Origin of the sequence: Arcobacter denitrificans (SeqCode), from assembly GCF_048571185.1 — a bacterium.
In the GTDB taxonomy this organism is placed as follows: Bacteria; Campylobacterota; Campylobacteria; order Campylobacterales; family Arcobacteraceae; genus Arcobacter; species Arcobacter denitrificans.
In genome coordinates this window covers 1293545-1318263 of the sequence record NZ_CP182350.1, presented here as the reverse complement: position 1 = coordinate 1318263, position 24719 = coordinate 1293545, and the positions used below count along the sequence as shown (strand labels likewise).

The 24719-nt window shown below is 30.7% G+C and carries 26 protein-coding genes; 22 read left to right on the top strand and 4 right to left on the bottom strand.

Going from position 1 to position 24719, the window contains the following annotated elements:
- Nucleotides 1–235 precede the first annotated feature (235 nt).
- From nifH to ACNI28_RS06490, 18 genes are all read left to right on the top strand, one after another.
- Nucleotides 236–1150 carry a nitrogenase iron protein gene (gene nifH / locus ACNI28_RS06575; RefSeq protein WP_419766420.1) on the top strand — a complete coding sequence of 305 codons (915 nt, stop codon included), beginning with the start codon at nt 236–238 and terminating at the stop codon, nt 1148–1150.
- Nucleotides 1151–1300: 150 nt separating this feature from the next.
- On the top strand, nt 1301–1660 hold the full coding sequence (locus tag ACNI28_RS06570) for a hypothetical protein (protein WP_419766419.1): 360 nt from the start codon (nt 1301–1303) through the stop codon (nt 1658–1660).
- A gap of 134 nt (nt 1661–1794) precedes the next feature.
- Complete coding sequence (nifD, locus tag ACNI28_RS06565) at nt 1795–3261, top strand: nitrogenase molybdenum-iron protein alpha chain (RefSeq protein ID WP_419766418.1); 1467 nt, start codon at nt 1795–1797, stop codon at nt 3259–3261.
- A 1-nt stretch (nt 3262) separates the two neighbouring features.
- Nucleotides 3263–4804 (top strand): nitrogenase molybdenum-iron protein subunit beta, encoded by a 1542-nt coding sequence (gene nifK, locus ACNI28_RS06560; protein WP_419766417.1) that lies wholly within the window; start codon nt 3263–3265, stop codon nt 4802–4804.
- A gap of 133 nt (nt 4805–4937) precedes the next feature.
- A complete protein-coding gene (acnA, locus tag ACNI28_RS06555) occupies nt 4938–7586 on the top strand; it encodes an aconitate hydratase AcnA (RefSeq protein ID WP_419766416.1) in 2649 nt (882 codons plus the stop codon).
- Between the two features lie 105 nt (nt 7587–7691).
- Complete coding sequence (locus ACNI28_RS06550; protein ID WP_419766415.1) at nt 7692–8471, top strand: TOBE domain-containing protein; 780 nt, start codon at nt 7692–7694, stop codon at nt 8469–8471.
- Between the two features lie 9 nt (nt 8472–8480).
- On the top strand, nt 8481–9230 hold the full coding sequence (gene modA, locus ACNI28_RS06545) for a molybdate ABC transporter substrate-binding protein (protein WP_419766414.1): 750 nt from the start codon (nt 8481–8483) through the stop codon (nt 9228–9230).
- Nucleotides 9227–9628, top strand: coding sequence for a TOBE domain-containing protein (locus ACNI28_RS06540; RefSeq protein WP_419766413.1), 402 nt, complete (start codon nt 9227–9229; stop codon nt 9626–9628). Before modA ends, ACNI28_RS06540 begins: the two co-directional genes overlap by 4 nt.
- Nucleotides 9621–10319, top strand: a complete 699-nt coding sequence (modB, locus tag ACNI28_RS06535) for a molybdate ABC transporter permease subunit (RefSeq protein WP_419766412.1) — start codon at nt 9621–9623, stop codon at nt 10317–10319. Before ACNI28_RS06540 ends, modB begins: the two co-directional genes overlap by 8 nt.
- Nucleotides 10319–11173, top strand: a complete 855-nt coding sequence (locus ACNI28_RS06530) for an ABC transporter ATP-binding protein (protein WP_419766411.1) — start codon at nt 10319–10321, stop codon at nt 11171–11173. The genes modB and ACNI28_RS06530 overlap by 1 nt, the downstream gene beginning before the upstream one ends.
- A 287-nt stretch (nt 11174–11460) precedes the next feature.
- The gene (locus ACNI28_RS06525) at nt 11461–12570 is read left to right on the top strand and encodes an aldo/keto reductase (protein ID WP_419766410.1); all 1110 of its coding nucleotides are present in this window, start codon (nt 11461–11463) and stop codon (nt 12568–12570) included.
- Between the two features lie 3 nt (nt 12571–12573).
- Nucleotides 12574–14223, top strand: a complete 1650-nt coding sequence (locus ACNI28_RS06520) for an L-aspartate oxidase (protein ID WP_419766409.1) — start codon at nt 12574–12576, stop codon at nt 14221–14223.
- A 20-nt stretch (nt 14224–14243) separates the two neighbouring features.
- Entirely contained in the window at nt 14244–14453 is a 210-nt protein-coding gene (gene nifT / locus ACNI28_RS06515) for a putative nitrogen fixation protein NifT (protein ID WP_419766408.1), read from the top strand.
- 80 nt (nt 14454–14533) lie between these two features.
- Nucleotides 14534–16096, top strand: a complete 1563-nt coding sequence (locus ACNI28_RS06510; protein WP_419766407.1) for a sigma-54 interaction domain-containing protein — start codon at nt 14534–14536, stop codon at nt 16094–16096.
- Nucleotides 16086–16598 (top strand): hypothetical protein, encoded by a 513-nt coding sequence (locus ACNI28_RS06505; RefSeq protein ID WP_419766406.1) that lies wholly within the window; start codon nt 16086–16088, stop codon nt 16596–16598. The genes ACNI28_RS06510 and ACNI28_RS06505 overlap by 11 nt, the downstream gene beginning before the upstream one ends.
- Before the next feature lie 121 nt (nt 16599–16719).
- Nucleotides 16720–17544: an SIR2 family protein gene (locus tag ACNI28_RS06500; protein WP_419766405.1), complete on the top strand. Its 825-nt coding sequence runs from the start codon at nt 16720–16722 to the stop codon at nt 17542–17544.
- The gene (gene clpX / locus ACNI28_RS06495) at nt 17537–18784 is read left to right on the top strand and encodes an ATP-dependent Clp protease ATP-binding subunit ClpX (RefSeq protein WP_419766404.1); all 1248 of its coding nucleotides are present in this window, start codon (nt 17537–17539) and stop codon (nt 18782–18784) included. The genes ACNI28_RS06500 and clpX overlap by 8 nt, the downstream gene beginning before the upstream one ends.
- On the top strand, nt 18768–19226 hold the full coding sequence (locus tag ACNI28_RS06490) for a GNAT family N-acetyltransferase (RefSeq protein WP_419766403.1): 459 nt from the start codon (nt 18768–18770) through the stop codon (nt 19224–19226). Before clpX ends, ACNI28_RS06490 begins: the two co-directional genes overlap by 17 nt.
- Here the strand turns inward: ACNI28_RS06490 and ACNI28_RS06485 are convergent.
- Nucleotides 19223–19717, bottom strand: a complete 495-nt coding sequence (locus ACNI28_RS06485) for a MarR family winged helix-turn-helix transcriptional regulator (protein ID WP_419766402.1) — start codon at nt 19715–19717, stop codon at nt 19223–19225. The two genes, ACNI28_RS06490 and ACNI28_RS06485, sit on opposite strands and share 4 nt — an antisense overlap.
- A 123-nt stretch (nt 19718–19840) precedes the next feature.
- On the opposite strand from ACNI28_RS06485, the gene ACNI28_RS06480 reads away from it, so the two are divergent.
- Nucleotides 19841–20407 (top strand): YceI family protein, encoded by a 567-nt coding sequence (locus tag ACNI28_RS06480; protein ID WP_419766401.1) that lies wholly within the window; start codon nt 19841–19843, stop codon nt 20405–20407.
- 123 nt (nt 20408–20530) lie between these two features.
- Nucleotides 20531–20914 (top strand): 4Fe-4S dicluster domain-containing protein, encoded by a 384-nt coding sequence (locus ACNI28_RS06475; RefSeq protein ID WP_419766400.1) that lies wholly within the window; start codon nt 20531–20533, stop codon nt 20912–20914.
- Nucleotides 20915–21015: 101 nt separating this feature from the next.
- On the opposite strand, the gene ACNI28_RS06470 is transcribed toward ACNI28_RS06475, so the two are convergent.
- The 3 genes from ACNI28_RS06470 to queF all read right to left on the bottom strand — a co-directional run bounded on the left by ACNI28_RS06470 (nt 21016) and on the right by queF (nt 22651).
- The gene (locus ACNI28_RS06470; RefSeq protein WP_419766399.1) at nt 21016–21429 is read right to left on the bottom strand and encodes a YqaA family protein; all 414 of its coding nucleotides are present in this window, start codon (nt 21427–21429) and stop codon (nt 21016–21018) included.
- 232 nt (nt 21430–21661) lie between these two features.
- The gene (locus ACNI28_RS06465; RefSeq protein WP_419766398.1) at nt 21662–22264 is read right to left on the bottom strand and encodes a DNA-binding protein; all 603 of its coding nucleotides are present in this window, start codon (nt 22262–22264) and stop codon (nt 21662–21664) included.
- A gap of 9 nt (nt 22265–22273) precedes the next feature.
- Nucleotides 22274–22651 (bottom strand): preQ(1) synthase, encoded by a 378-nt coding sequence (gene queF, locus ACNI28_RS06460; RefSeq protein WP_419766397.1) that lies wholly within the window; start codon nt 22649–22651, stop codon nt 22274–22276.
- A 136-nt stretch (nt 22652–22787) separates the two neighbouring features.
- Here queF and ACNI28_RS06455 point away from each other — a divergent pair, with 136 nt between their 5' ends.
- Entirely contained in the window at nt 22788–23816 is a 1029-nt protein-coding gene (locus ACNI28_RS06455; RefSeq protein WP_419766396.1) for an NAD(P)-binding domain-containing protein, read from the top strand.
- Nucleotides 23817–23837: 21 nt separating this feature from the next.
- A complete protein-coding gene (locus ACNI28_RS06450) occupies nt 23838–24686 on the top strand; it encodes a DMT family transporter (protein WP_419766395.1) in 849 nt (282 codons plus the stop codon).
- Nucleotides 24687–24719: the final 33 nt, after the last annotated feature.

Here is a 24719-nt window from a genome sequence, read left to right as displayed (position 1 = left end):
TATTACTTATTTTAGTAGTAAATTTAGTGATATTTACAAAAAAAGTCATTGTAAAACAAATGTGTAAATAAGATAGATTTTATCCTATATTTCCTTTTTTTTAAATATCATCCTCATATAATCCCATACTATAGGTCTTTTTACTAAATTACAAAATTTCTTTATATAGAAAAAGTTCTGTGGAACACTATGTGCAATTATCTATTTTGTAATTATAATATTAAAAGGAGACAATATGTCAGATTTAAGACAAATAGCGTTTTACGGAAAAGGTGGGATTGGTAAATCAACTACATCTCAAAATACATTAGCAGCAATGTGTCATTATTATGGAAAGAAAATTTTAATCGTTGGGTGTGATCCAAAAGCAGATTCAACTAGATTAATATTACATGAGAAAGCTCAATGTACAATTATGCAACTTGCAGCTGAAGCTGGAACTGTTGAAGATTTAGAATTAGAAGATGTATGTAAACCAGGTGCTGATGAATTTCACCCAGATAATACTGAGATAACTGAAGGTTACATTAACTGTACTGAATCAGGTGGTCCTGAGCCAGGTGTTGGTTGTGCAGGTAGAGGGGTTATTACAGCAATTAACTTCCTAGAAGAAGAAGGTGCTTATGATGATGAATTAGATTTCGTATCATATGACGTTCTTGGAGACGTTGTTTGTGGTGGATTTGCTATGCCAATTAGAGAAGGTAAAGCACAAGAGATTTATATTGTAATGTCTGGTGAAATGATGGCTATGTATGCAGCTAACAACATTTCTAAAGGTATTTTAAAATATGCAAATACTGGTGGAGTTAGACTTGCTGGTTTAATTTGTAATGCAAGAATGACAGATAAAGAGTATGATTTATCTAAACACTTAGCACAACAAATTGGTACTCAAATGATTCACTTCGTACCAAGATCAAACCACGTTCAAAGAGCTGAGTTAAGAAGAATGACAGTTGTTGAATTCTCGCCATCATCTGACCAAGCTATGGAATATAAAGAATTAGCAAGAAAAATTATTGCTAATGACTTAAAAGTTATTCCTGAGCCATTAGAAATGGACGACTTAGAAAACCTATTAATGGAATTTGGTTTAGAAGAAGAAGTTGATGAAGAGAACTTAGGTAAAAAATCAGAAGACGCTTAATACCTAAGAGTAAATATTAAAGTATATGTTGGCGAATTCTTTCGCCCTTTAGGAATTGGCAACTTTTGCGGATTTTTTATAAATCCTGTTAAAAGAAGTCATTAAAAACAAAGTCCCTTTAAAAATGGGACATTTTAAAAGGAGAACAAAATGTTTGTATGTGGATACCACTTCCCAGCTGATATGGGTAATGATGTAAGTTTTGATAAAGTAATAGAAAAAGTTGAAGAAGGTATTGAAGCAGCAGGTAAAACTGTAACTGTTTCAAGTGAAACTAGAGAAGGTACAAAATTAGAAGAAATTTCTATCCCAGAAGGTTCTTTTTTACATACTGCCTTAGTTGATTATTATACTAATACTGAGTGTAAAGAAAACGATGGTTTTAAAATGGTTTATTATACTAATAAATACCAAATTTCTGAAATCTCAAAATCTGTTGATGGTGATGCAACTAAAGCAATTTGTAGAAAATTAGATGACATGAATCTATATAGAGTTAAAGTAGCGTAAACAAAATTATAAAAAGGACAACTCGTTTGTCCTCTTTAGAATTTGTTTCTTTAAGGATTTTTTACAAATCCTGTCAAAAGAAATTATAAAAATAAAGTCCCTTAAAAATTGGGACAATTTATAAGGAAAAAATTATGGGACCAGAAACATTAGAAAGTATTCAAAAGCAAGCGATTGCTGATGTACTAGAAGCTTATCCAGCAAAAGCTAAAAAAAATAGAGCAAAGCACCTTGGAGTTGATAATCCAGAGGGTGTAAAAGGTTCTTGTGATACTACAAGAAGTAACAAACAAACTGTACCAGGAGTAATGTCTCAAAGAGGTTGTGCATATGCAGGATCTAAAGGTGTTGTTTGGGGACCAATTAAAGATATGATTCATATTTCTCATGGACCAATAGGTTGTGGGCAATATTCAAGAGGTGGAAGAAGAAATTATTATATAGGAACAACAGGTATTGATACATTTGTTACTATGAATTTCTCAACTGACTTCAATGAAAAAGATATCGTATTTGGTGGAGATAAAAAACTTAAAAAAGCGTTAGAAGAAATTGATGAATTATTCCCATTAAACAATGGTGTTTCAATTCAATCAGAATGTCCAATCGGTCTAATCGGTGATGATATTCAAGCAGTAGCTAAAGTTCATAAAAAAGAGACAGGTCATCAAACTGTTGCTGTATCATGTGAAGGGTTTAGAGGGGTTTCTCAATCTCTTGGTCACCACATTGCAAATGACATGATTAGAGATCACGTTATGCCAGATACATCACATAGAAAAGATTTCGAAACAACTCCTTATGACGTTGCAATTATCGGTGATTATAATATCGGTGGTGATGCTTGGTCAACAAGATTAATCTTAGAAGAAATGGGATTAAGAGTTATTGCACAATGGTCTGGTGATGCTACTTATAAAGAGTTAGCAATTGCTCCAAAAGCAAAATTAAACCTACTTCACTGTTATAGATCTATGAACTATATTTCTAGACATATGGAGCAAGAGTTTGGTATACCTTGGATGGAATATAACTTCTTTGGACCTAGTAAAACTACTGAGAGTTTAAGAAAAATTGCTTCATTCTTTGATGAAACAGTTCAAGCAAAAACTGAAGCTACTATTGCTAAATATACTGCTATGACAGATGCTGTTATTGCTAAATATAGACCAATGTTAGAGGGTAAAAAAGTTATGCTTTATGTTGGTGGATTAAGACCAAGACACGTTATTGGTGCTTATGAAGACTTAGGAATGGAAGTTATTGGTACTGGTTATGAGTTTGGACATGGTGATGATTATAAAAGAACTAAAGAAGACTTAGAAAGATCAACACTTATTTATGATGATGCAAATGAGTATGAGTTAGAAGAGTTTGTTAAACAATTAAGACCTGACTTAGTTGCAGCTGGGGTTAAAGAGAAATATGTATTCCAAAAAATGGGACTGCCATTTAGACAAATGCACTCTTGGGATTACAGTGGTCCATACCATGGGTATGATGCATTTGCAATTTTTGCAAAAGATATGGATTTGGCTATGAATTCTCCTGTATGGGATCATACTACAGCTCCATGGGACAAAGAAGTAGAGGGAGCGTAATATGCAAGATTTAGATAATATAGTAAACGGACAAAAACTGTTTTTAAAACCTGAATATCAAGAAGTTTTAAATAACAAAAAAGAATTTGAAGGTTCAATGGGTTCAATTAATCCAGCAAAAGTTGATGAAATCCAAGAATGGACTAAATCATGGGATTATAGAGAAAAAAACTTGGCAAGAGAAGCAATTACTGTTAACCCTGCTAAAGCTTGTCAACCATTAGGTGCTGTTATGGCTGGTCTTGGTTTTGAAAATACTATGCCTTATGTACATGGTTCTCATGGGTGTGTTTCATACTTTAGAACTTATTTTACAAGACATTTTAAAGAACCAACTCCATGTGTTTCTGATTCTATGAGTGAATCAGCAGCAGTATTTGGTGGATTATCAAATATGAAAGATGGTTTAAGAAACTGTAATGCACTTTATAAGCCAGATATGATTGCTGTATCTACTACTTGTATGGCAGAAGTTATCGGGGATGACCTTGGTGCTTTTATTCTTGGAGCTAAAGAAGATGCTGAGGGTGAATTAGACGATGTTATCATTCCTAATGCACATACTCCTTCATTTGTAGGTTCTCATATTACAGGTTATGATAATATGATGAAATCTATCTTAGAGCAAGTTAGTACTGAAAAAGGTACTGTTGATGAAGAAAGAATTAATATTATCCCTGGATTTGAACCATATTTAGGTTCTTTAAAAGAGATTAAAAAAATATCTAAAATGTTCGGTGACAAAATTGTAATGTTAGGTGACCATGAAGAACAATGGGATACAGGTGCTGGTGAATATAAATTATACGCTGGTGGAACAAAAATTGAAGACCTTAAGACTTCAATTAATGCAAAAGCAACTATATCTTTACAAAAATATTCTTCTATTGCAACTGCTAAAACTATTAAAAACAAATGGAAACAAACTTACGAAACTTGTAATCCAATTGGTTTAAGTGGTACAGATGAATTTGTTATGAAATTATCAGAATTAACTGGTAAAGAAGTTCCTGAAGAGTTAAAACAACAAAGAGCAAAACTTGTTGATGCAATGCAAGATTCTTACCCATATATGCATGGTAAAAAAATTGCAATCTGGGGAGATCCTGATTTCTTATTAGGAATGGTTTCTTTCTTAGTTGAAATGGGTGCAATCCCAACTCACGTTGTTTGTCATAATGCTCCTAGAAAAAATTGGGAAGCCCAAATGAGAGCAATCTTAGATAAGTCAAATAGATCTGACGAATGTAACATTTGGCCAGGTAAAGATTTATGGGCATTAAGATCGTTATTATTCACAGAGCCAGTTGATTTTATGATTGGTAATGTTTATGGTAAAGAACTTTATAGAGATACAAAAACTCCACTTATCAGAATTGGTTTCCCAATTTTTGATAGACATCACTTACATAGATACTCTATGAGTGGTTATGAAGGAGCTATTAATCTTTTAACTTGGATTACTAATGGTATCTTAGACCAATTAGATGAAGAGACTAAAGATATTGCTGAAACAGATTATTTCTTTGATTCAGTAAGATAGTCTAACACTATTTCAAATCATATTAAACCAAGGACTTCGGTTCTTGGTTTTTTTTATTTAATCTATACTCTTAAAATTATCATCAGCCAATTTAAATATAATTTTATAATTCATCTTTAAAAAAGGGTTCCCTATGATAAAAGAAGAGTTTAAAAGCCACTTTGAGTTTACTGGTGATACATATAGCTATTATGATTTAAAAAAACTTCAAAACTCAAATTTATCACAAATAAATAAGCTTCCTTATTCAATCCGTGTCTTATTAGAAAACCTACTTAGAAATTTTGACCAAGAAATGATTACACAAGAGGATATAAAAGAGCTTGCATCTTGGAAAAAAACATATGAATCTCCATACGAGATTCCCTATCATCCTGCACGAGTAATTATGCAAGACTTTACAGGAATTCCTTCCATTGTTGATTTAGCTTCTATGAGAGATGCTATTGAAAAAGAGGGTAAACCTGCATCTTTTATCAATCCTTTGGTGCCAGTTGACCTTATTGTAGATCACTCTGTGCAAGTAGATTTTAATGCAACAGAAGATAGTTTAGATAAAAATGTACAGATGGAGTATAAACGAAATGGGGAAAGATACTCTGTATTAAAATGGGCACAAGCAAGTTTTGACAATCTTCGTATTGTTCCTCCTCGTTCTGGGATTTGTCACCAAGTAAATCTAGAGTATTTAGGGCAAATCGTCCAAAAAGATGAAAAAGATGGAGAGAAAGTAGCTTTTTGCGATACTTTGGTTGGAACTGACTCCCATACAACAATGATCAATGCCATTGGTGTGATGGGCTGGGGAGTTGGTGGAATTGAAGCTGAAGCTGTGATGTTAGGGCAACCTTATTATATGCCAATACCTGAAGTGATTGGACTTCGTTTAACTAAAGAGATAACAGAAGGGATTACAGGAACTGATGTTGTATTAGCTATCACAAAGATATTACGAGAATATAAAGTAGTAGAAAAGTTTGTTGAAGTATATGGGCCAGGTCTAAAATCTTTAACCTTACCAGATCGTGCAACTATCTCTAATATGTCTCCAGAGTTTGGCTCAACTATGGCTTTTTTTCCAGTAGATGATGAAACCTTGCGATATATGAGACAAACCAATAGAGCAGAACAAGCACAGTTTGTAGAAAACTATACAAAAATGAATATGCTTTTTTATGATGAAGCACAGGAGCCTGAATATACAGATATTATAGAACTTGACCTTTCTACTGTAAAACCAAGTATTGCAGGTCCTAAAAAGCCACATCAGCATCTATTTTTAGACCAACTTCAAAAGGTTACAAAAGAGGAAGCACAAAGTGACAAATCTGTAGATATAAAACTAGATAAAGAGACAATAACTTTAAAACAAAGCGATATAGTAATCGCTGCAATTACTAGCTGTACAAATACTTCAAATCCCTTTGTAATGTTAGGAGCAGGCCTTATTGCAAAAAAAGCAGTAGAACTTGGTCTATCTATAAAACCATATGTAAAAACAAGTTTAGCACCAGGGTCTAAAGTTGTGACAGATTATTTAAAAAGCTCAGGACTTGATAAATATTTAGATAAATTAGGATTTAATCTTACAGCCTATGGATGTACTACTTGTATTGGAAACTCAGGACCACTAAAAAAGCCAATCAATGATGCAATTATTGAAAATAAACTATCTGTTGCTTCTGTTCTTTCTGGAAATAGGAATTTTGAAGCGCGTATTCACCCTTATGTAAGACAGAATTATCTGATGTCACCTATGCTAGTAATGATTTATGCCATTGCAGGAAGTGTTGATATTGATTTATATAATGACCCAATTGCCATAAATAGAGCTGGAAAACCCATTTATATGAAAGATTTATGGCCTCAAAACAATGAAGTGTTGGAACTAATTAACAAACATGTTACCAATGAACAGTATCAAAAAAGATATTCACAAATTCTACAAGGAGATAAAAATTGGAAAAATCTACCAGTAGTTAAATCAGATACTTATAACTGGATTGAAGAATCAACTTATATCAAAAAAGCACCATTTTTTGATAGCTTCTTTTTAGAAAAAACAGAAAAGAAAGATATAAAAAAAGCAAAAATATTAGCAATGTTTGAGGATACAGTAACTACTGATCACATCTCCCCCGCAGGAGCGATTCCACCTGAGTATCCAGCAGGAGAGTATTTGCAAGAAAAAGGCATAGAGCTTGATGAGTTTAACTCTTATGGTTCAAGAAGGGGAAACCATGAAGTGATGATGAGAGGAACTTTTGGTAATGTTCGAATAAAAAACAATCTAGTAAATTCCAAAGAGGGTGGTTTATCAAAATATATGCCAAATGAAGAAGAGGATTATCTATACAATATTGCCATACGATACAAACAAGAGAATACTCCAAGTATTATCTTAGCAGGCAAAGAGTACGGTACAGGAAGCTCAAGGGATTGGGCAGCAAAAGGAACATCTCTTTTAGGGGTAAAAGCAGTCATAGCAGAAAGTTTTGAAAGGATTCATAGAAGTAATCTTGTTGGTATGGGTGTCTTACCTTTACAGTTTATAAATACAAGCTGGGAGCTTTTAGAATTAGATGGAAGTGAAACAATAGATGTTATTGGAATAGATAAAGTAATACCTAGAGCTATTCTACAAGTAAAAGCATATAAAACAGATGGACGTGTAATAGAGTTTCAAGCTTTATGCCGTCTTGATACAAATATAGAGGTAGAATATTATAAAAACAACGGTATTTTAGAATATGTTTTAAGAAAGATTATAAAAGAGAAGTGACTCATTATATATTAAACTATATAACGGTACACTTTTTGCATCTTATTTATTAATTTTCATATTTTTATGGATATCGTTATATATCTTAGTATACAAGGAACTTTTTTGGAATTTCATTCATCATTAACTTTGTTAAACTCTGATACAACTTTTTTATTAGAAAAAAGAATACAACTCTTAACAGCTATTGATAGAGTAGGATCAATAAGCAAAGCAGCCAAAGAGGTTCCCATGAGTTATAAAGCTGCATGGGACGCTATCACCGCTATCAATAACCTCTGTCCTACACCTATTGTTGTAAAAGAAACAGGTGGAAAAGGTGGAGGCGGGGCAAAACTCACCACATATGGTCAAAACCTTCTTTCTACTTATACCTTACTACAAAAAGAACATCAGAAGTTTTTAACACATTTGACAAAGATGACTGACTTTAACACTGGAGCCTTAAAATCTATCCAAAGGGTGGCTATGCAAATAAGTGCAAGAAATCAAATCCAAGGCAAAATTGAGCATATAGAACAAGGAAAAATAAACTCCTGTGTTTTTATAAAACTTAAAAGTGGCTATTCAATTGTAAGTGTGATTACAAATAGTGCAGTAGATTCTTTATCATTAAAAAATGAAGATGAAGTAATAGCAATATTTAAATCAAGTTCAGTTTTATTGACAGCAGATTTAACACTAAATATTAGTGCAAGAAACAAATTTCAAGGAGAAGTAATCAAGGTAACAACAGGGGAAGTAAACTCTGAAGTAATTCTTGATATTGGTGGAGATACAATTGCCTCTGTAATCACAACAGATGCAGTAAAATCTTTAGATATAAAAGTTGGAGATAAAATGAGTGCTATTATAAAATCTTCAGATACTATGATAGGCAAATAAGGAAAACAGATGATAAAAAAACTATTATTTATTTCATTATTTATAACAAATTCAATCTATGCTGGAAATATCAATATTGCAGTTGCTGCAAATGTTAGCTATACAATAAATGATTTAATAAAAGAATTCAATAAAACAAATCCCCATACAAAAATAAATGTAACTTTAGGAAGTAGTGGAAAATTAACTGCTCAAATAAAAAATGGTGCTCCATACAATTTATTTATGTCAGCAAATATGAAATATCCTGAAGCTTTATTTAATGACAAGATTGCTATCACAAAGCCAGTGATTTATGCACAAGGAAGTTTAGCTATCTTAAGTGCAAAAGAGATTGACTTTGCAAAGGGAATAATGCTTGCAAAGGATAGCTCAATAGAAAAAGTAGCAATTGCCAATCCCAAAACTGCACCATATGGGAAAGCAGCCGTAGAAGCTATGAAAAATGCAAAAATATATGATAATACTGTAAAAAAACTAGTATATGCAGAGTCAATCTCACAAGCTGTTACCTACACATTAACAGCCACAGAAATTGGGTTTATTGCCAAGTCATCTTTATATAGTCTAAAGATGAGTATGTATAAAAAAGGGATTAATTGGACAGAAGTAGAAGCAAAACTCTATACTCCAATCAATCAGGGAATAGTTATACTAAAAAATGCAAAAGATAATAAAGAAGTAAAAGCATTTTATGACTTCATCTTAAGTGAAAATGCAAAAAAAATATTTAAAGAGTTTGGATACTTAGTACCATGAATAAAATAGAAGCAATCATATCTCAAATAGACAATATTGATAATCTAAATATTGTACAGTTTGACTTTTTAGGAACAAGTCTTAAGATGATGAGTTTGGATTTAAACGAGAATATAAAAGTTGGTCAAAAGGTAATATTGATAGTCAAATCTACAAATATCTTAGTGGCAAAAAACTTTGAAGGAATGCTAAGCTTCTCCAATCAATTCAAAGCAAAAGTAGAAGAAGTAGACAATGGAAAACTTTTAAGTTCAATTTCTCTAAAAATAAAAGAGATAATTTTAGAATCAATTATTACACAATCTAGCTCTTCTAAAATGGATTTAAAAAAAGATGATGAAGTTACAGTTTTAATAAAAGCTAGTGACCTATCAATATATGAGGTGATAAATGATTGAAACACTTATGACATTGGAATATACCCCTTTCTTATTATCATTTAAATTGGCCTTTATTACTACTTTGATTTTGTTTGTTATATCTTTGCCTTTTTCTTGGTATTTATCACAAACAAAATCAAAATTCAAGCCAATACTTGAAGCTATAACAGCACTTCCTATAGTTCTTCCCCCTTCAGTTTTAGGGTTTTATATTTTATGGGCACTCTCTATTAACTCTCCCATTGGAGCATTTTTTGAAGAGATCTTTGGTATAAAACTTGTTTTCAATTTCACAGGACTTGTAATTGCTAGCTGTTTTTATTCACTTCCTTTTATGATGCAACCACTTCAAAGTGGCTTTGAAAGTATCAATAAAAATATGCTAGAAGCTAGTTATATAAGTGGAAAAAGTAAATTAGAGACTATGATAAGAGTTGCCTTACCAAATATAAAACCAGCTCTTATGACAGCCATAATAGTAACCTTTGCCCATACAGTGGGAGAGTTTGGAGTTGTACTTATGGTAGGAGGAAGTATTCCCGGAGATACAAAAGTGGCCTCTGTTGCTATTTATGAATTTGTTGAAATCATGGATTATAGTAAGGCTCATATTTATAGTGCTATTATGGTCATAATTAGTTTTTTAGTGCTGTTAAGTGTATATATCTTTAATGGTAAAACTAATAAAAAATTTGGTGGAGTTGCCTAATGCTAAAAATAGATATCAATAAAAAACTTCATGGGGCAAATGGAGATATGAATTTAGATGTAAATCTAAATATAAATGAGGGTGATTTTATAGCCCTTGCTGGACAAAGTGGTAGTGGGAAAACTACACTATTAAGAATCCTAGCAGGCCTAGAGTCTGCAAGTGGTCATATTAGTATTGCAGATGAGGTTTGGCTTGAAAACAAAAATGTAATATCACCACAAAAACGAAAAATAGGGTTTGTCTTCCAAGATTATGCACTATTTCCTAATATGAGTATTGAAGAGAACCTTTTATATGTAAACAAAGACAAAAATCTTGCCAATGAACTTTTGGAAATAACAGAGTTAAGTGAACTAAAAAAAAGATTGCCAAACACTCTAAGTGGAGGTCAAAAACAGCGAGTTAGTTTATGTAGGGCAATGATGAATAGACCAAAACTTTTACTAATGGATGAACCTTTATCTGCATTGGATCCACAAATGAGAAATAAACTCCAAGGTGAGATACTAAGCTTGCATAAAAAGTTTAATACCACAACTATAATGGTAAGCCATGATCCAAGTGAAATATATAGATTATCAAATAGAGTTATTGTTTTGAATTTTGGGAAAGTTTCAAATGATGGTTTGGCAAAAGATGTATTACTAAAAACAAATGGTACTCAAAAGTTCTCTTTTGAGGGAGAATTACTTGATATTGTAAAAGTAGATGTTATTTTCATAGCAATTATTGCTATTGGTCAGCAACTTGTAGAAATAGTAGTTGGAAAAGAAGAGGCAAAAAACTTACAAATTGGTCAAATGGTACAAGTAAGTACAAAAGCTTTTGCACCAATGATAAGTCAAAAATAAAATAAAAAATTATTAACTTACTTAAAAGGAATAGCACTTGCAACTTAATTAGTATATTTAAAAAAGGATCGCACTTGGAACTTGAAAAGTTTATTTTACCTCTTATACTAATTTTATACACTACTGGAATTATTCTTTACACGAATTATAAATACAAAAACAAAGCATAAAATCTACGGAACACTTCTTGCATATATATTATCTAACCTTTTGTAGTTAAATTTTAAGAGTAAAATTTCCCGATTTTACTCTTTTTTTAAAAGGTAATCTAAAAGGAAAAAGTATCTATGGCAGAAGCAACTCTAGAAGCAACTCACAATTTTGCAAAAAAGTTTTCAACTTATAAAGAATTTTATATCAAAAGTAATGACCTGATTTTTTCAAAACTTGGTCTTGGAACTTTTAATAAAGAGCCTTACAAAGAGGAAAATTATATTTTTCATTATATAGAAGGTGTAAAAGAGGCTGTTAAAAATGGTATAAACCTAATAGATAGTGCTAGTAATTATAGATATGGTCAAAGTGAAAAAGAGATTGGTATTGCTTTAAAAGAGCTTTTTGAAGAGAAAATAGTTACAAGAGAAGAACTAATTATTTGTTCAAAGGGTGGTTTTATTCAACTTGAATATCCATTTCCAAAAAATCCATATACTTGGATTGAAGAAAATATCATAGATAAAAAACTAGCTACTAAAGAAGATATTGAACTAGACCAACACTGTTTAAGTGCTGATTTTATAGAGTGGTCATGTAAAAAGTCTTTGGAAAATATGGGAATTGATAAGTTTGATATCTATTATTTACATAATCCAGAAATACAAATACAAAAACTTGGATATAAAAAATTTCTAAAAAAAGTAGAAACTATATTTAGAAGACTTGAAAAAATGGTAGCAATGGGTTTTATCAAATACTATGGTGTTGCTGTTTGGAATGGCTTTAGTGATAAATCTACAGGTGAGCATATTAACTTAGAAGATTTAGTAAATATAGCACTTAATGTTGGAGGAGAAGATCATCACTTTAAATATATTCAAACACCATTTAACATCGCAAAAACTTCCATATATACTATGCCAACACAAACAGTAAAAGGTGAAGAGTGTACTCTTTTACAAGCTGCACATAGACTAAAAATTGGAGTAATTAGTAGTTCATCATTACTTCAAATGAACTTATTTAAAAAATCATTTAAAGCAGAAACTGGTTACCTTTTAGATAATAAGATGGTACTAGAAAATGATATTCAATTGGCACTTCAATTTGTACGTTCAACACCAGGAATAATAAGTTCACTTTTTGCATCAAAAGTTCCTATTCATATAAAAAGTAATCTAAAAATAACTCAATTAAAAACAACTCCAAGAGCACACTACGACTTAATGTATAGAGTATAAGTAATGATTTATGATGTAGTAGTTGTAGGTGGAGGAATTGCTGGGCTTATGGCAGCAATAGAAGCCAAAAAAGTTGATAATAGTGTTGCCGTTATTACTAAAGGAAATATATTCAAATCTAATTCTGCTATGGCAAGTGGTGGAATAAATGCAGTTTTAGATAAAGATAATATTACCCAATTGAACTCACATATCAATGATACATTTAACTCTTCTAAAGGATTAGGAGACATCAAGTCCATAAATTATATGTGTAAAAGTGCCTCTGATATCATCGCAAAACTCCAAGACTATGGTGTAGAGTTTGATAAAGATAAAGAGGGCAATATATTGCAAAGACCTTTTGGTGGAGGTTCTGTTAATAGAACTTGCTATGTGGGAGATAAAACTGGTTTTGCCATAACTCAAGCACTTATCAAAAAAGCAAAAGAGCTAGGGATTACATTTTTAGTTAATACTTATGTCTTAAATCTAGCAAGATACAAAACTTCCGTTTCTGGTGTTGTTTGTTTAAGAAGATCAGACTCTTCTGTTTTGGTTTACCCAGCAAAATCTGTTGTATTAGCAGGCGGGGGATATGCGGGTATATTTAGAGGAAACTCAACAAATGCACAAGATTATACTGGTGATTTATTAGCTGTTTGCTTAAGAGCAGGAATGATTTTAAAAGATATGGAATTCTTGCAGTTTCATCCAACTGGAATAGCAAAAACAAATTATTTGGTAACTGAAGCTGCAAGGGGTGAAGGTGGCTATTTAGTAAATAGTGATGGCCAAAGATTTATCAATGAACTTGAAACTAGAGATAAAATTGCAAAAGCAATTCTTGAACAACAACAAAATGATAAAGAAGTATTTATAGACCTAAGACATTTAGGACTTGAAAAAATTCAAGAAAAACTACCCTCACTATTTAACGCTGCATATAATCAAGTAGGAATTGATATAAGTAAAGAGTTGTTAAAAATAAAACCAGTAGCTCACTACAGTATGGGTGGAGTTGATACCAATATGGGAGCCACAAATATAAAAGGACTTTATGTTTGTGGAGAAATGGCAGCAAATGGTGTACATGGTGCAAATAGACTTGGAGGAAACTCACTTTTAGAGGGAACTGTATTTGGTGTATTAGCAGGAATAAAAGCTAGTAAACATGCTCAATATAACGACTTTTTACCAATTGATTATAATGATGTTATAAAAGACATTCAAAATATAGATAAAATTTTTGATGGAGAAACATCAAAAAACTTCAATGCTATTAGGATATCTTTAGGGAAAGCCATGTTTAAAAAAGTAGGAATAATACGTTCAAAAACTAGCTTAATAAAAGCCTTTGATTATATTAAATATCTAAGAAGAGAATCATATTCACTACATTGTATAAATAAAGAAAAAAGAAATAATGTAGAACTAATTTCAATACTAGAACTAAGAAATGCCCTTGAAATATCAGAAGCAATTATACTTGCTGCTAAAAAAAGAAAAGAGAGTCGTGGGGCTCACTTTAGGGAAGATTACGCTAAAGAAGATACTAAATATGAAAAACATATTTTAATAAAAGAGATACAAAAAGGTTTCTTTAGACTAAGACATGAAGATAACTCAATACTTACAAAAATAAGAAATCTATTTATAAATAGAATGGATTAAATTAAAAAAAGGAGAAGAAAATGGCAAAAGTAATGTTAAGAGAAAATGAGGGCAAAATATATTTTTATTTTGCAAAAAAAGATATGGAAGAGATAATAGAATCTGTTGAGTTTAATACCGAAGAAAACTGGGGTGGAGAGTGTGAACTTTCAAATGGAGAGACTTGGTGGATCCAACCAGGACCTAAAAACTTACCAAAAGAAGAAGTTTGTAAAAAACTAAAAGCTTAAGATTAATTTGTATATTTTTTATACAAAAAAATTGGTGAATTTATATTCACCATGTTATACTAATAGTAAAAAGGATTTTTATGTCGTTATTTGATAAGACAGCCTGTGGTTCATGTCTAACTCTAAAAGAGTTAGCGACTCTTTATGAGATTTCTGCAGTTATCTCAAATCATTATGATTTAAAAACATCTTTAGAGAAATCCATAAAGATTTTAAAAAATAGTCTAAATCTTACAAATTGTAGTGTACATGTTTTAGAAGAAGACCTACTATCAGTATTTGCATCTGTTGAACTTACAGCTATTCAAAAGAAATTAGCAACATATAAAATTGGAGAAGGGGCAACTGGTATTGCCGCCCAATCCAAAGAACCTGTAGTTGTAGAAAATATTCATAGTGATTCGCTATTTTTAAACAAATCAGGGAAAAGAGACTTTTCAGACCTCTCATATGTTGCTGTTCCTTTAGTAGTAGATGATCAGACAGTTGGTGTTTTAGGTGCAGCTCTTACAAAGAGTACAGAAATAGGATTTGAGGATTGTGTAAGAATCTTGACAATTATTGCTTCAATATTTGCACAAGCAATTTACTCTTATCAACTATTTAACAGAGAGAAAGAAAGATTAGAAGAGTTGAAATCATATTATAAAATGGAATGGGACTCAAAAGTTCATAACTTTGGAGATATCATTGGTGATAGTCCAAAAATGGAACAAGTATTCAAAGTAATAGAAAGAATAGCCCAATCAGAGGTTACTGTTTTAGTACGAGGAGAAACAGGTACAGGTAAAGAGTTAGTAGCCGCTGCCATTCACAAAAGAAGTAAAAGAAAAGATGAACCATTTATTAAACTAAATTGTGCTGCAATTACTGATACTTTATTAGAGAGTGAACTTTTTGGTCATGAAAAAGGTGCCTTTACCGATGCCAGAGAGACAAGAAAAGGAAGATTTGAACTAGCAGATGGGGGAACACTATTTTTAGATGAGATAGGTGATATATCTGCCTCAGCACAAGTGAAACTTTTACGGGTACTTCAAGAAAGAGAATTTGAAAGAGTTGGTGGAAGTAAAACAATTAAAGTAAATGTTAGACTAGTTGCCGCAACAAACAGAAACCTTGAACAAATGGTAAAAGATGGTAAATTTAGAGAAGATTTATATTATAGATTAAATGTCATTCCTATTGATCTTCCAGCTCTTAGAGAAAGAGGAAATGATATAAAACAGCTTGTGAACTATTTCTTAGAACGAGCAATAAAAAATCATAAAAAGAAAGTAAAGATTTTAGATGATGCAATGGAAATACTTGCTGCTTATCCATGGCCAGGGAATGTGAGGGAACTAGAAAATACAATTGAAAGAATTGTATTAATGGGAAATGAAAATGGTATAGATGCCCTTGACATGGAACTACTTTTACCAGCACTAGAAAGAGGTAAAATAGAAAATAAACCTATTGCTGCAGCAAATCAACAAACTGTTTTACCTAAAAAAAGTTTGGAAGAGATGGAAAGAACAGCCATAGAAGAAGCTCTAATTTCAAATAATTTTAACCAATCACATGCAGCAAAAGAGTTAGGAATAACACTTAGACAAATTGGCTATAAAATCAATAAGTATGGGATAACAAATGAATTATAAAAATGAAGAATTTGAACTTATTGATGAGTTTATTGATGTGGGATATATGGCAGAAAATATTGATACCCAAGATTTAGATGGAAGAAATTTAGTTATAAAAAAAGCAAGTCCAAATAGAATGATTCAGATTTTTTTATCATTTCCAAATTTTGAAGATTTTAAAGAAGAAATCATAGCTTTTGATGAGTTTATGGATGATGCAAAAATTGAAATATTTACTTATTTGATTTTTAACAAAAAAACAAGTTTTGATTATAAATTTAAAAAAATACTTCCGGTTTTTGATATCAATGAAGATTTTGCCAATATGTATGGAACAAAAATCATAAATGGAAGTTTAGAAAACTGCCTAACAAAATCACTTTTTTTAGTTGGAAAAGATGGTGCAATTTACCACATTGATATGCCCCAAGATTTAGAAAAACCTTTAGATATGGATAGAATTAGAATTGAATTAAATAAGGTTTATCAATCATATACAGGAGTTGGTTGCCACGATTAATATCTCTTTATTTACCTTAAAACCTCTAGTTTTAAGGCGTACAGACTATTTTAAAATGATTAGTCAAAGGGAACGGCATTTGCATATTATATACAGATAACGTAATAGATTGGATACCATAATGGATAACTTAATAGAAAAATTAAAAAGTGGCACTATTGTCCCATTTTTAGGAATGGGAGTATTCGAAGATAGTACTGCAAAAGATGGAACAAAACTTCCGTTTGATAGTGATTCGATGATTTTAGCTTTAAATAATGGAAGAGCTATGAGCCCAAGACTTATGTATGAATATAGTAGGGCAGCTATGAGTTTAGAGCAAAGAAAAGGTAGAGAATTTATAGTTCAAATGACTAATCATATCTACAGCTCTAAAGAGTATGATTTACCAAAAGTTTACACTTGGTTAAAACAAATCAAAGCAAAATATATCATTGATACAAATATGGATGATAGTCTACAAAGAATTTATAGTGATACTGATCACTTCTTAATAACAGGAATCTCAAGAATAACTGCTGACTACGATAGATTTGTAATATATAAATTTGATGCTAGTAAAAATAACTATGAAAAAATAGAAAAAGAAGCATTGACTTTAGATTTACCAATTTTATTTAAGCCCATGGGTTCAACAAAACCTGAGATGAACTTTATCATCTCTGATGCTGATTTTGTTGATTGGTTAACAGAAGCTATGGGTGGTTTTGCTATGCCTCCTATATTAAAAGATTTTAGAAAAGATAAAGAGTACCTTTTTATGGGTGTTGATTTTGCAAAAGATACTTTTAGAATGGTAGCAAATGAAATCACTATGGATTTAAAAGGTGGGTTTACAATACTTAATAAACCTGAACTAACAAAAAAAGAGGATAAATTTATTAAAACTCACAATTTAGAAAATTTAAATTTGAGTTTAAATGAGTTTATAAATAATCATGCCTAGTACTAAAAAATCATGTGACTTCTGTGGTAAAGAGATAAAAGAGGTCAAAAAAATATTTTCGAGTGAGAAATCAAATATTTGTGATGAATGTATCTCTATGTGTTCAAATGTTATGGAAAAAGAGACTGTAAAAGAGGCTAAAAAAGAGTTTCAAAAAGGTCTTAGTGTTCCAATTAAAATAAAAGAGCATCTTGATGAGTATGTAATAGGGCAAGATGATGCTAAAAAAGTTTTAGCAGTAGCTTTATATAACCACTACAAAAGAATAGATAAACCAATAATCAAAAATGTAGAACTAGAAAAATCAAACATTATGTTAATAGGACCTACAGGAAGTGGTAAAACACTACTTGCTAAATCATTAGCAAAAATCATGGATGTGCCTTTTGCAGTTGCTGATGCAACAGCATTAACAGAAGCTGGGTATGTGGGGGAAGATGTTGAATCTATACTTTCAAGACTTTTAGCCGCTGCTGATTTTGACTTAGAAAAAGCAAAAAGAGGAATTGTTTATATTGATGAGATAGACAAGATTGCTAATAAAAGTGAAAGTGCTACAAGTGGGAGAGATGTGAGTGGAGAGGGTGTTCAACAAGGTTTATTAAAAATCTTAGAAGGGGCAGAAGTTTATGTTCCAGTAAAAGGAAGTAGAAAAAACTCTTCAGCTGAAACAATTATCTTTGATACTACCCATGTCTTATTTATCTGTGGTGGTGCCTTTGTAGGATTGAGAAAAGATGAAACTAAAGATAAATCATCTGTTATGGGATTCTTAAATAAAGATAGCAAAGAAAAAGACAAAAAAGATATAGAAGCAAAAGAGCTTATCTCTTTTGGATTGATTCCAGAGTTTATTGGAAGGATTCCAGTAATTGCGGAACTTAACAAACTTTCAAAAGAGGATTTAATAAGAGTTTTAAAAGAGCCTAAAAATGCTATCACAAAGCAGTATGAGATACTTTTTGAACTTGATGGAGTAGATTTAAAATTTGAAGATAAAGCCTTAGATGAAATAGCAAATATAGCTTATGAAAAAGATGTAGGTGCTAGAGGTCTTAGAGGTATCATAGAAAGACTTATGCTACCTCTTCAATACACAATACCCTCTGAAGAAAATCTTGGTACCTGTGTGATTACACAAGATTACATAACAGAAAACAAAGATGTGGATTTGATATATACAAAAAGTAGTGAAAAAAAGATCTCAAAAGAGATAAGCTACCATGATATTAAGAAGTGACTTACAAATATGTAAAGCTACAAGTGTAGATATACCTATACTTGTAACACTTCTTGAAGCACTATTTTCTATTGAAAAAGATTTTATCTTTGATAAGAAAAAGCATGAAGTGGGGCTAAAACTTCTTTTACAGAACAAAAAAGCTATCGTTGTAATTGCAAAATTTAAAGATGAAATCGTAGCAATGGTAACTATGCAAACTATAATCTCAACTGCAATTGGGGCAAAAACAGGTCTTATAGAAGATTTTGTAGTGACAAATGATTTTCAAGACATGGGAATAGGAACTTATCTTTTTGAATATCTAAAAAAATATGCGAAAGATAACAATCTCAAAAGAATACAACTTGTATGTGATAATGATAATACAAATGCTAAAGAGTTTTATACAAAAAAAGCTTTTACTAAAAGCAACCTATCTGCTTGGTATAATCATATTTAATCCGTATTTTCCAAAACTTTAAAAAGAAGATTTTTAAAATTTTCTTTTTCATCTTTATCTAGACAATCAAAATATTTTGTTTCATAAGCAATCACATCTTTTAATACTCTAGTAGATGTCTCTTTTCCCTTTGAAGTTAATCTAACTAATTTACTTCTTTTATCTCCACTATTTTCTAACCTAATTATGTAGCCTTTATCTTCAAGTCTTTTTAAAACTTTTGTCATACCACCAGAAGAGAACAGTAGCCTATCATATAGCTGAGTTGGAGATAAAGTATAATCATCACCTCCACCCATAACTAAAGAGGCTAAAACATCAAGTTCTATGTTTGTAATACCATGTCTCTTTTCTTGTATTTGAGAAATACCACTAAATATCTTCTGATGTATAATATAAAGTGGCAATGTAATATTAATATTCTCATTATAAGTAGATGGAGATCTTTTTTTATGATTTTCTATACCGTTTTTTAGTTCTTTTATATTCATAAAAAAATTATACACTTTTTACAAGTTTTTTACAAGGTATCTTTCTGGAAAGATATTTTTAAGTTTACAAATGATATATTTCCATTAAATATCTTTCTAGAAAGATATAATTAAAGGAAAAAGATGAAAATAGTAAAAATAACACTAGCAACAATATTAACAGCGACTGCATTATTTGCAGGAACATATAACGTAGATGCAAGTCATTCAAATGTAGGCTTTAAAGTTAAACACTTGATGATTTCAAATGCAACAGGAAAATTTGATAAATTTACAGGTTCTTTTGAGTTTGATGAAAAATCAAATACATTAAAAAGTTTAAATGGAGTTGCAGAAGTTGCTTCTATTAATACTGAAAATGAAAAGAGAGATGGACATTTAAAATCAGCAGATTTCTTTGATGTAGCAAATTACCCTAAAATTACATTTATGTTAAATAAAATAGATGGTGATACAGCATATGGAAAATTAACAATGAAAGGTATCACAAAGAATATTGAACTTGATTTAGAAAACAATGGAAGTATTATTGATCCTTGGGGAAACAAAAGAGTAGGTTTAGAACTAAATGGAAAAATCAACAGAAAAGATTTTGGTCTTAACTGGAACAAAGCTTTAGAAGCAGGTGGCGTTGTTGTTGGTGAAACTGTTAAGCTTAACATCGGTCTTGAAGGTATCTTAGCTAAATAAATCTCCATCTCACCAAAAAATGAAGAGACTCTCCTTCTCTTCATTTAGCCTTAGTCAAATACTTAGCTTATTTATGGAATAGAATTTGCATCTTATTTTTATATATTTATATAAGGAAAGACAATGGCAGTTAAAATTACAGAAGAGTGTATAAGTTGTGAAGCATGTGCTCCAGAGTGTCCAGTAGCAGCGATATTAGAAGATGGTCATGCTAAAAACCCTACAGATGTTTTTTACGTAAAACCAGAATCATGTGTTGAATGTGTTGATCATGCAGACAAACCAAGATGTGCAGAAGCATGTCCAACAGAAGGTGCTATAGTATGGGATATGCCTTATACAGCAGAATATTCTGAGTATTATGCAATGGGAAATGATGAAGGTACATATAAAATTAGAGAACATAAAACAAAAGGACTTATGCTTCCTAGCGTTAAAGCACAAAAATTCATTGAAGATATCTCAATGGAAGATAGAGAGTCTTTTGCAAATGTAGGAGAGTTTTAGATTATTGACAATTGATCACCTTTAGGTTATATTTTATTTATGAAAAATAAATTTAATATAGATGGAAATTTTTGGCTCTATCCCTAAAGCAGCAAAGCAAATTAAGATAAAGTGATATAAACTAAAATTGCATATCTAGAAAACTTTGCAATAATAACCAATAATAAAAAGTATTTGAAATTAAATTTCAGAACACCTGCAATAAACGTTATAGGGTCGCCAATAAATGGCACCCAAGACAAAAGTAAAGACCAAGCTCCATATTTATCAAAAAAGCCTTTTGCTGTAGATAAACTCTTTTTTGAGATGATATTTTTATTTTCTAAATACTCTTCACCCTTTAATCCTAAATAGTAATTTAAACAAGCTCCCATACTATTTCCAAAAGTAGCCACAAAAAGAAGTAGATAAATGTTATATCCCTCTAAAATATTATATACAAGTAAAGCCTCACTTCCCAGTGGGAAAAGTGTTGCTGATATAAAACTTGAGAAGAGAAGTGTTAAATAAATCATCAACTTTTTTTTCCTACTTTTAAGATTTATTATAATTTTAAGTTTATTTTGCTACTATTTCAGTCCTAAAGAGTAGCCCAAAAAATAAATTTTTTATTTTTTGGGCTCTTCTTTAGACCTTTACAATTATATCTGAAGACAACGCCCCAGGATGGGAACATAGCAAGGCACCTTCTTTTATGGTGTGTTTAGGTATCTGGAGAGGAGTGCTAATGGCACTCTTTTTTTTTGCTTATTTAAAATCTGAGAAATCTTCATTTAATATCAAAACTTTTTTTGTCTTTTTAATATAAATAAATCTTTTATCCCCACTTTTAACAGCTTTTATAATCAAATTTTTTATCTCATTATCGTCTTTTTTATAACTTTTCATCAATGCTGTAAAATCCTGCAAAGATATAAACTTATTTTTTGCTGGTCTTGCTTCTATCTTTGGTTTATAAACAGAACGCATCTCATTGAAAGCACTTTGTAAAAGCTTTATTTCTGAGTCAAAGACACTTATTATTTTATCTTGATTTTTTTCTAGTCTTGCAATTTCTTCTTGATACTGTCTTCTTAGCCATTTTACAGATTTTTTTAGAAGAACAATTTGTTCATCTTTACCATCTATTATTTTTTGAATACTTGCAGTACTTTCTTCTTTGTTTTCTGCTATCTCTTCTACAGAAGCAACATAAGCATCTTTTTTACTTTTCTCATCCCATAAATATACATAGGTTTTTCCAGATTGTTTTATAGATTTTAATTGATTGTTTTTTATTCTATAATGAACACCTTGTAAAGATATTCCAAGTATCTCCGCCGCTTGTGCTGTAGTTACTAATCTTTCCAAGGTTACAACTTATAGTTTATTTGAGTCTATTTCTATAACTGTGTGAACATTTCCACGTGGTTTGAAATCAGCTATCACTTTTAACCATCTTGGCTCTAATTTTTCCATAAGAGTATCAAAAATCTCATTTGCCACATTTTCGTGAGAAACTTCTCTCATCATAAATGAATTTATATAAAGTTTTAAAGCTTTTAACTCTATTACTGTTTTATTTGGAGTGTAATGTAAAAATATTGTTGCAAAATCAGGATATCCACTTCTAGGACACTTCGCCATAAACTCTGGCAGTTCTATATTTATCACATAATTTTTGTCATTTTCATTTGGCCAAAAGTTTTCTTCTTTGTTTATATCAAATTCAACTATCTCTTTTTCACCATATTTCATTATATCTTGCCTTTTACTTGAAACTTCTTTAAATATTATAAGTACATGATTTTATCAAAACTATTCTTACAAATGTTATATTAATATGATTTCATGGTATGATAGTATTAGAAAAACTTATTTATGGAGTTTAAATATGAGAACAGATGAATATGATATAGCAATAGTTGGTGGAGGGCCTGGAGGTATTGCAACAGCCCTTGAAGCAGTAGTTCATGGTATCAAGAATATTATACTAATAGATAAAGCTGACAATCACTCTAGTACTATTAGAAAATTTTATAAAGAGAACAAAAGAGTTGATAAAGATTGGAAAGGCAAAAGTGTTGATATAGAGGGCAATATTCCTTTTATGGATGGAACAAAAGAGTCAACCTTAGACTTTTTTGACAAGCTTTTGGACCATGATAAAATAGATACATTATTTAATACAGAAGTTGAATCAATAATTAAAAAAGACAATGAAGAGAAATTTTTAATCACTACAGGAAATCAAAGTTTTAAAGCAAAAGCAGTAGTAATAGCAATAGGAAAAATGGGTAAGCCAAATATGCCAAAATATAAAATCCCACCTTCTTTAAAAGCAAAAGTAAATCTAAATCTTGATGGATGTAGTGAAGGTGAAAAAGTGTTAGTTGTAGGAGGAGGAAATAGTGCAGCAGAGTATGCATATGAACTAGCTGATGAAAAAAATGATGTTACTTTAGTTTATAGAAAATCTCAATTTACTAGATTGAATCCTGAAAATGAAGAAATCCTAAAAACCTACAATGGACAAGAGAAACTTCGACTACGAATGAATACAGATATTATCTCTTTAGAAAATGAACATGGAAAAATAAAAGTGAATTTTGATGATGGGTATTTTACACTTTATGATAGAGTTATTTATGCCATAGGGGGAACTAGCCCAACAGATTTTTTAAAAAAATGTGGCATAGAATTAGATGAGAAAAATAAACCCATTTATGACGAGCACTACCGAACAAACATACCTTTTTTATATGTAGCTGGAGATATTGCATTTAATACAGGTGGTTCCATTGCAGCTTCACTAAATCATGGATACCACATCGTAAATTCATACATGAGAAGAACAGGAAAAATCTATGCCTATACTGACAAAGTAGAAGAGTTTCTTAAAAGAAATCCTGAGTTTAAATAAAAATATTGGATATAATAATTTATGAACTTTAAATTACTAATCCTTATTTGTCTTACTTTATTGTTCTTCTCTACAAGTTCAGTTCTAGCTCGTGCTGCACTTGTAGATAACTCAATTGATCCATATAGTTTTACATTTTTTAGACTATTTTTTGGAGCAACTACACTACTTATTATTTTATACCTTAAAGAAAAAAGATTAAATCTAAGCCTAAATAAAAACTGGCACACTTCATTTATGCTTTTTATGTATGCCATTTGTTTCTCCTATGCTTATATAAACTTAGATGCAGGACTTGGTGCCTTGATTCTTTTTGCTATTGTACAACTTACAATTATAATTGCAGCCCTAATAAAAAAAGAACACATTGATTTAAAAAAAGCTTTAGGTATTACTATAGCTTTTGTGGGTTTAGTTTATCTTTTATACCCTTCTGATGATTTTGAAATATCTATTTATCACTCTTTTTTGATGATGATATCAGGAGTTGCATGGGGACTTTATACATTATTTGGGAAAAAATCTGCAAATGCCACACTTAATACAACAGATAATTTTACAAAATCACTTTTATTTCTATTGATATTTTTCACTTTTTTTGTAGATAATATACATATTTCAAGTTATGGGATAACGTTAGCTTTTATTTCTGGGGGTATAACTTCTGCTATTGGGTATCTTTTATGGTATTACTTACTTCCAAATATAAAAATAGTAACATCAGGAATCTTACAACTACTAATTCCACCTCTTGCTATATTTTTAGGAGTAATATTTTTAAATGAAAAATTAACTTCAACTTTAGCTATATCTACAATATTAATACTTTTCGGAATATATATATCAATATATAAAAAATCAAGTAATTAATAACTAAAATCATAAAAGAATAACTATCTTATT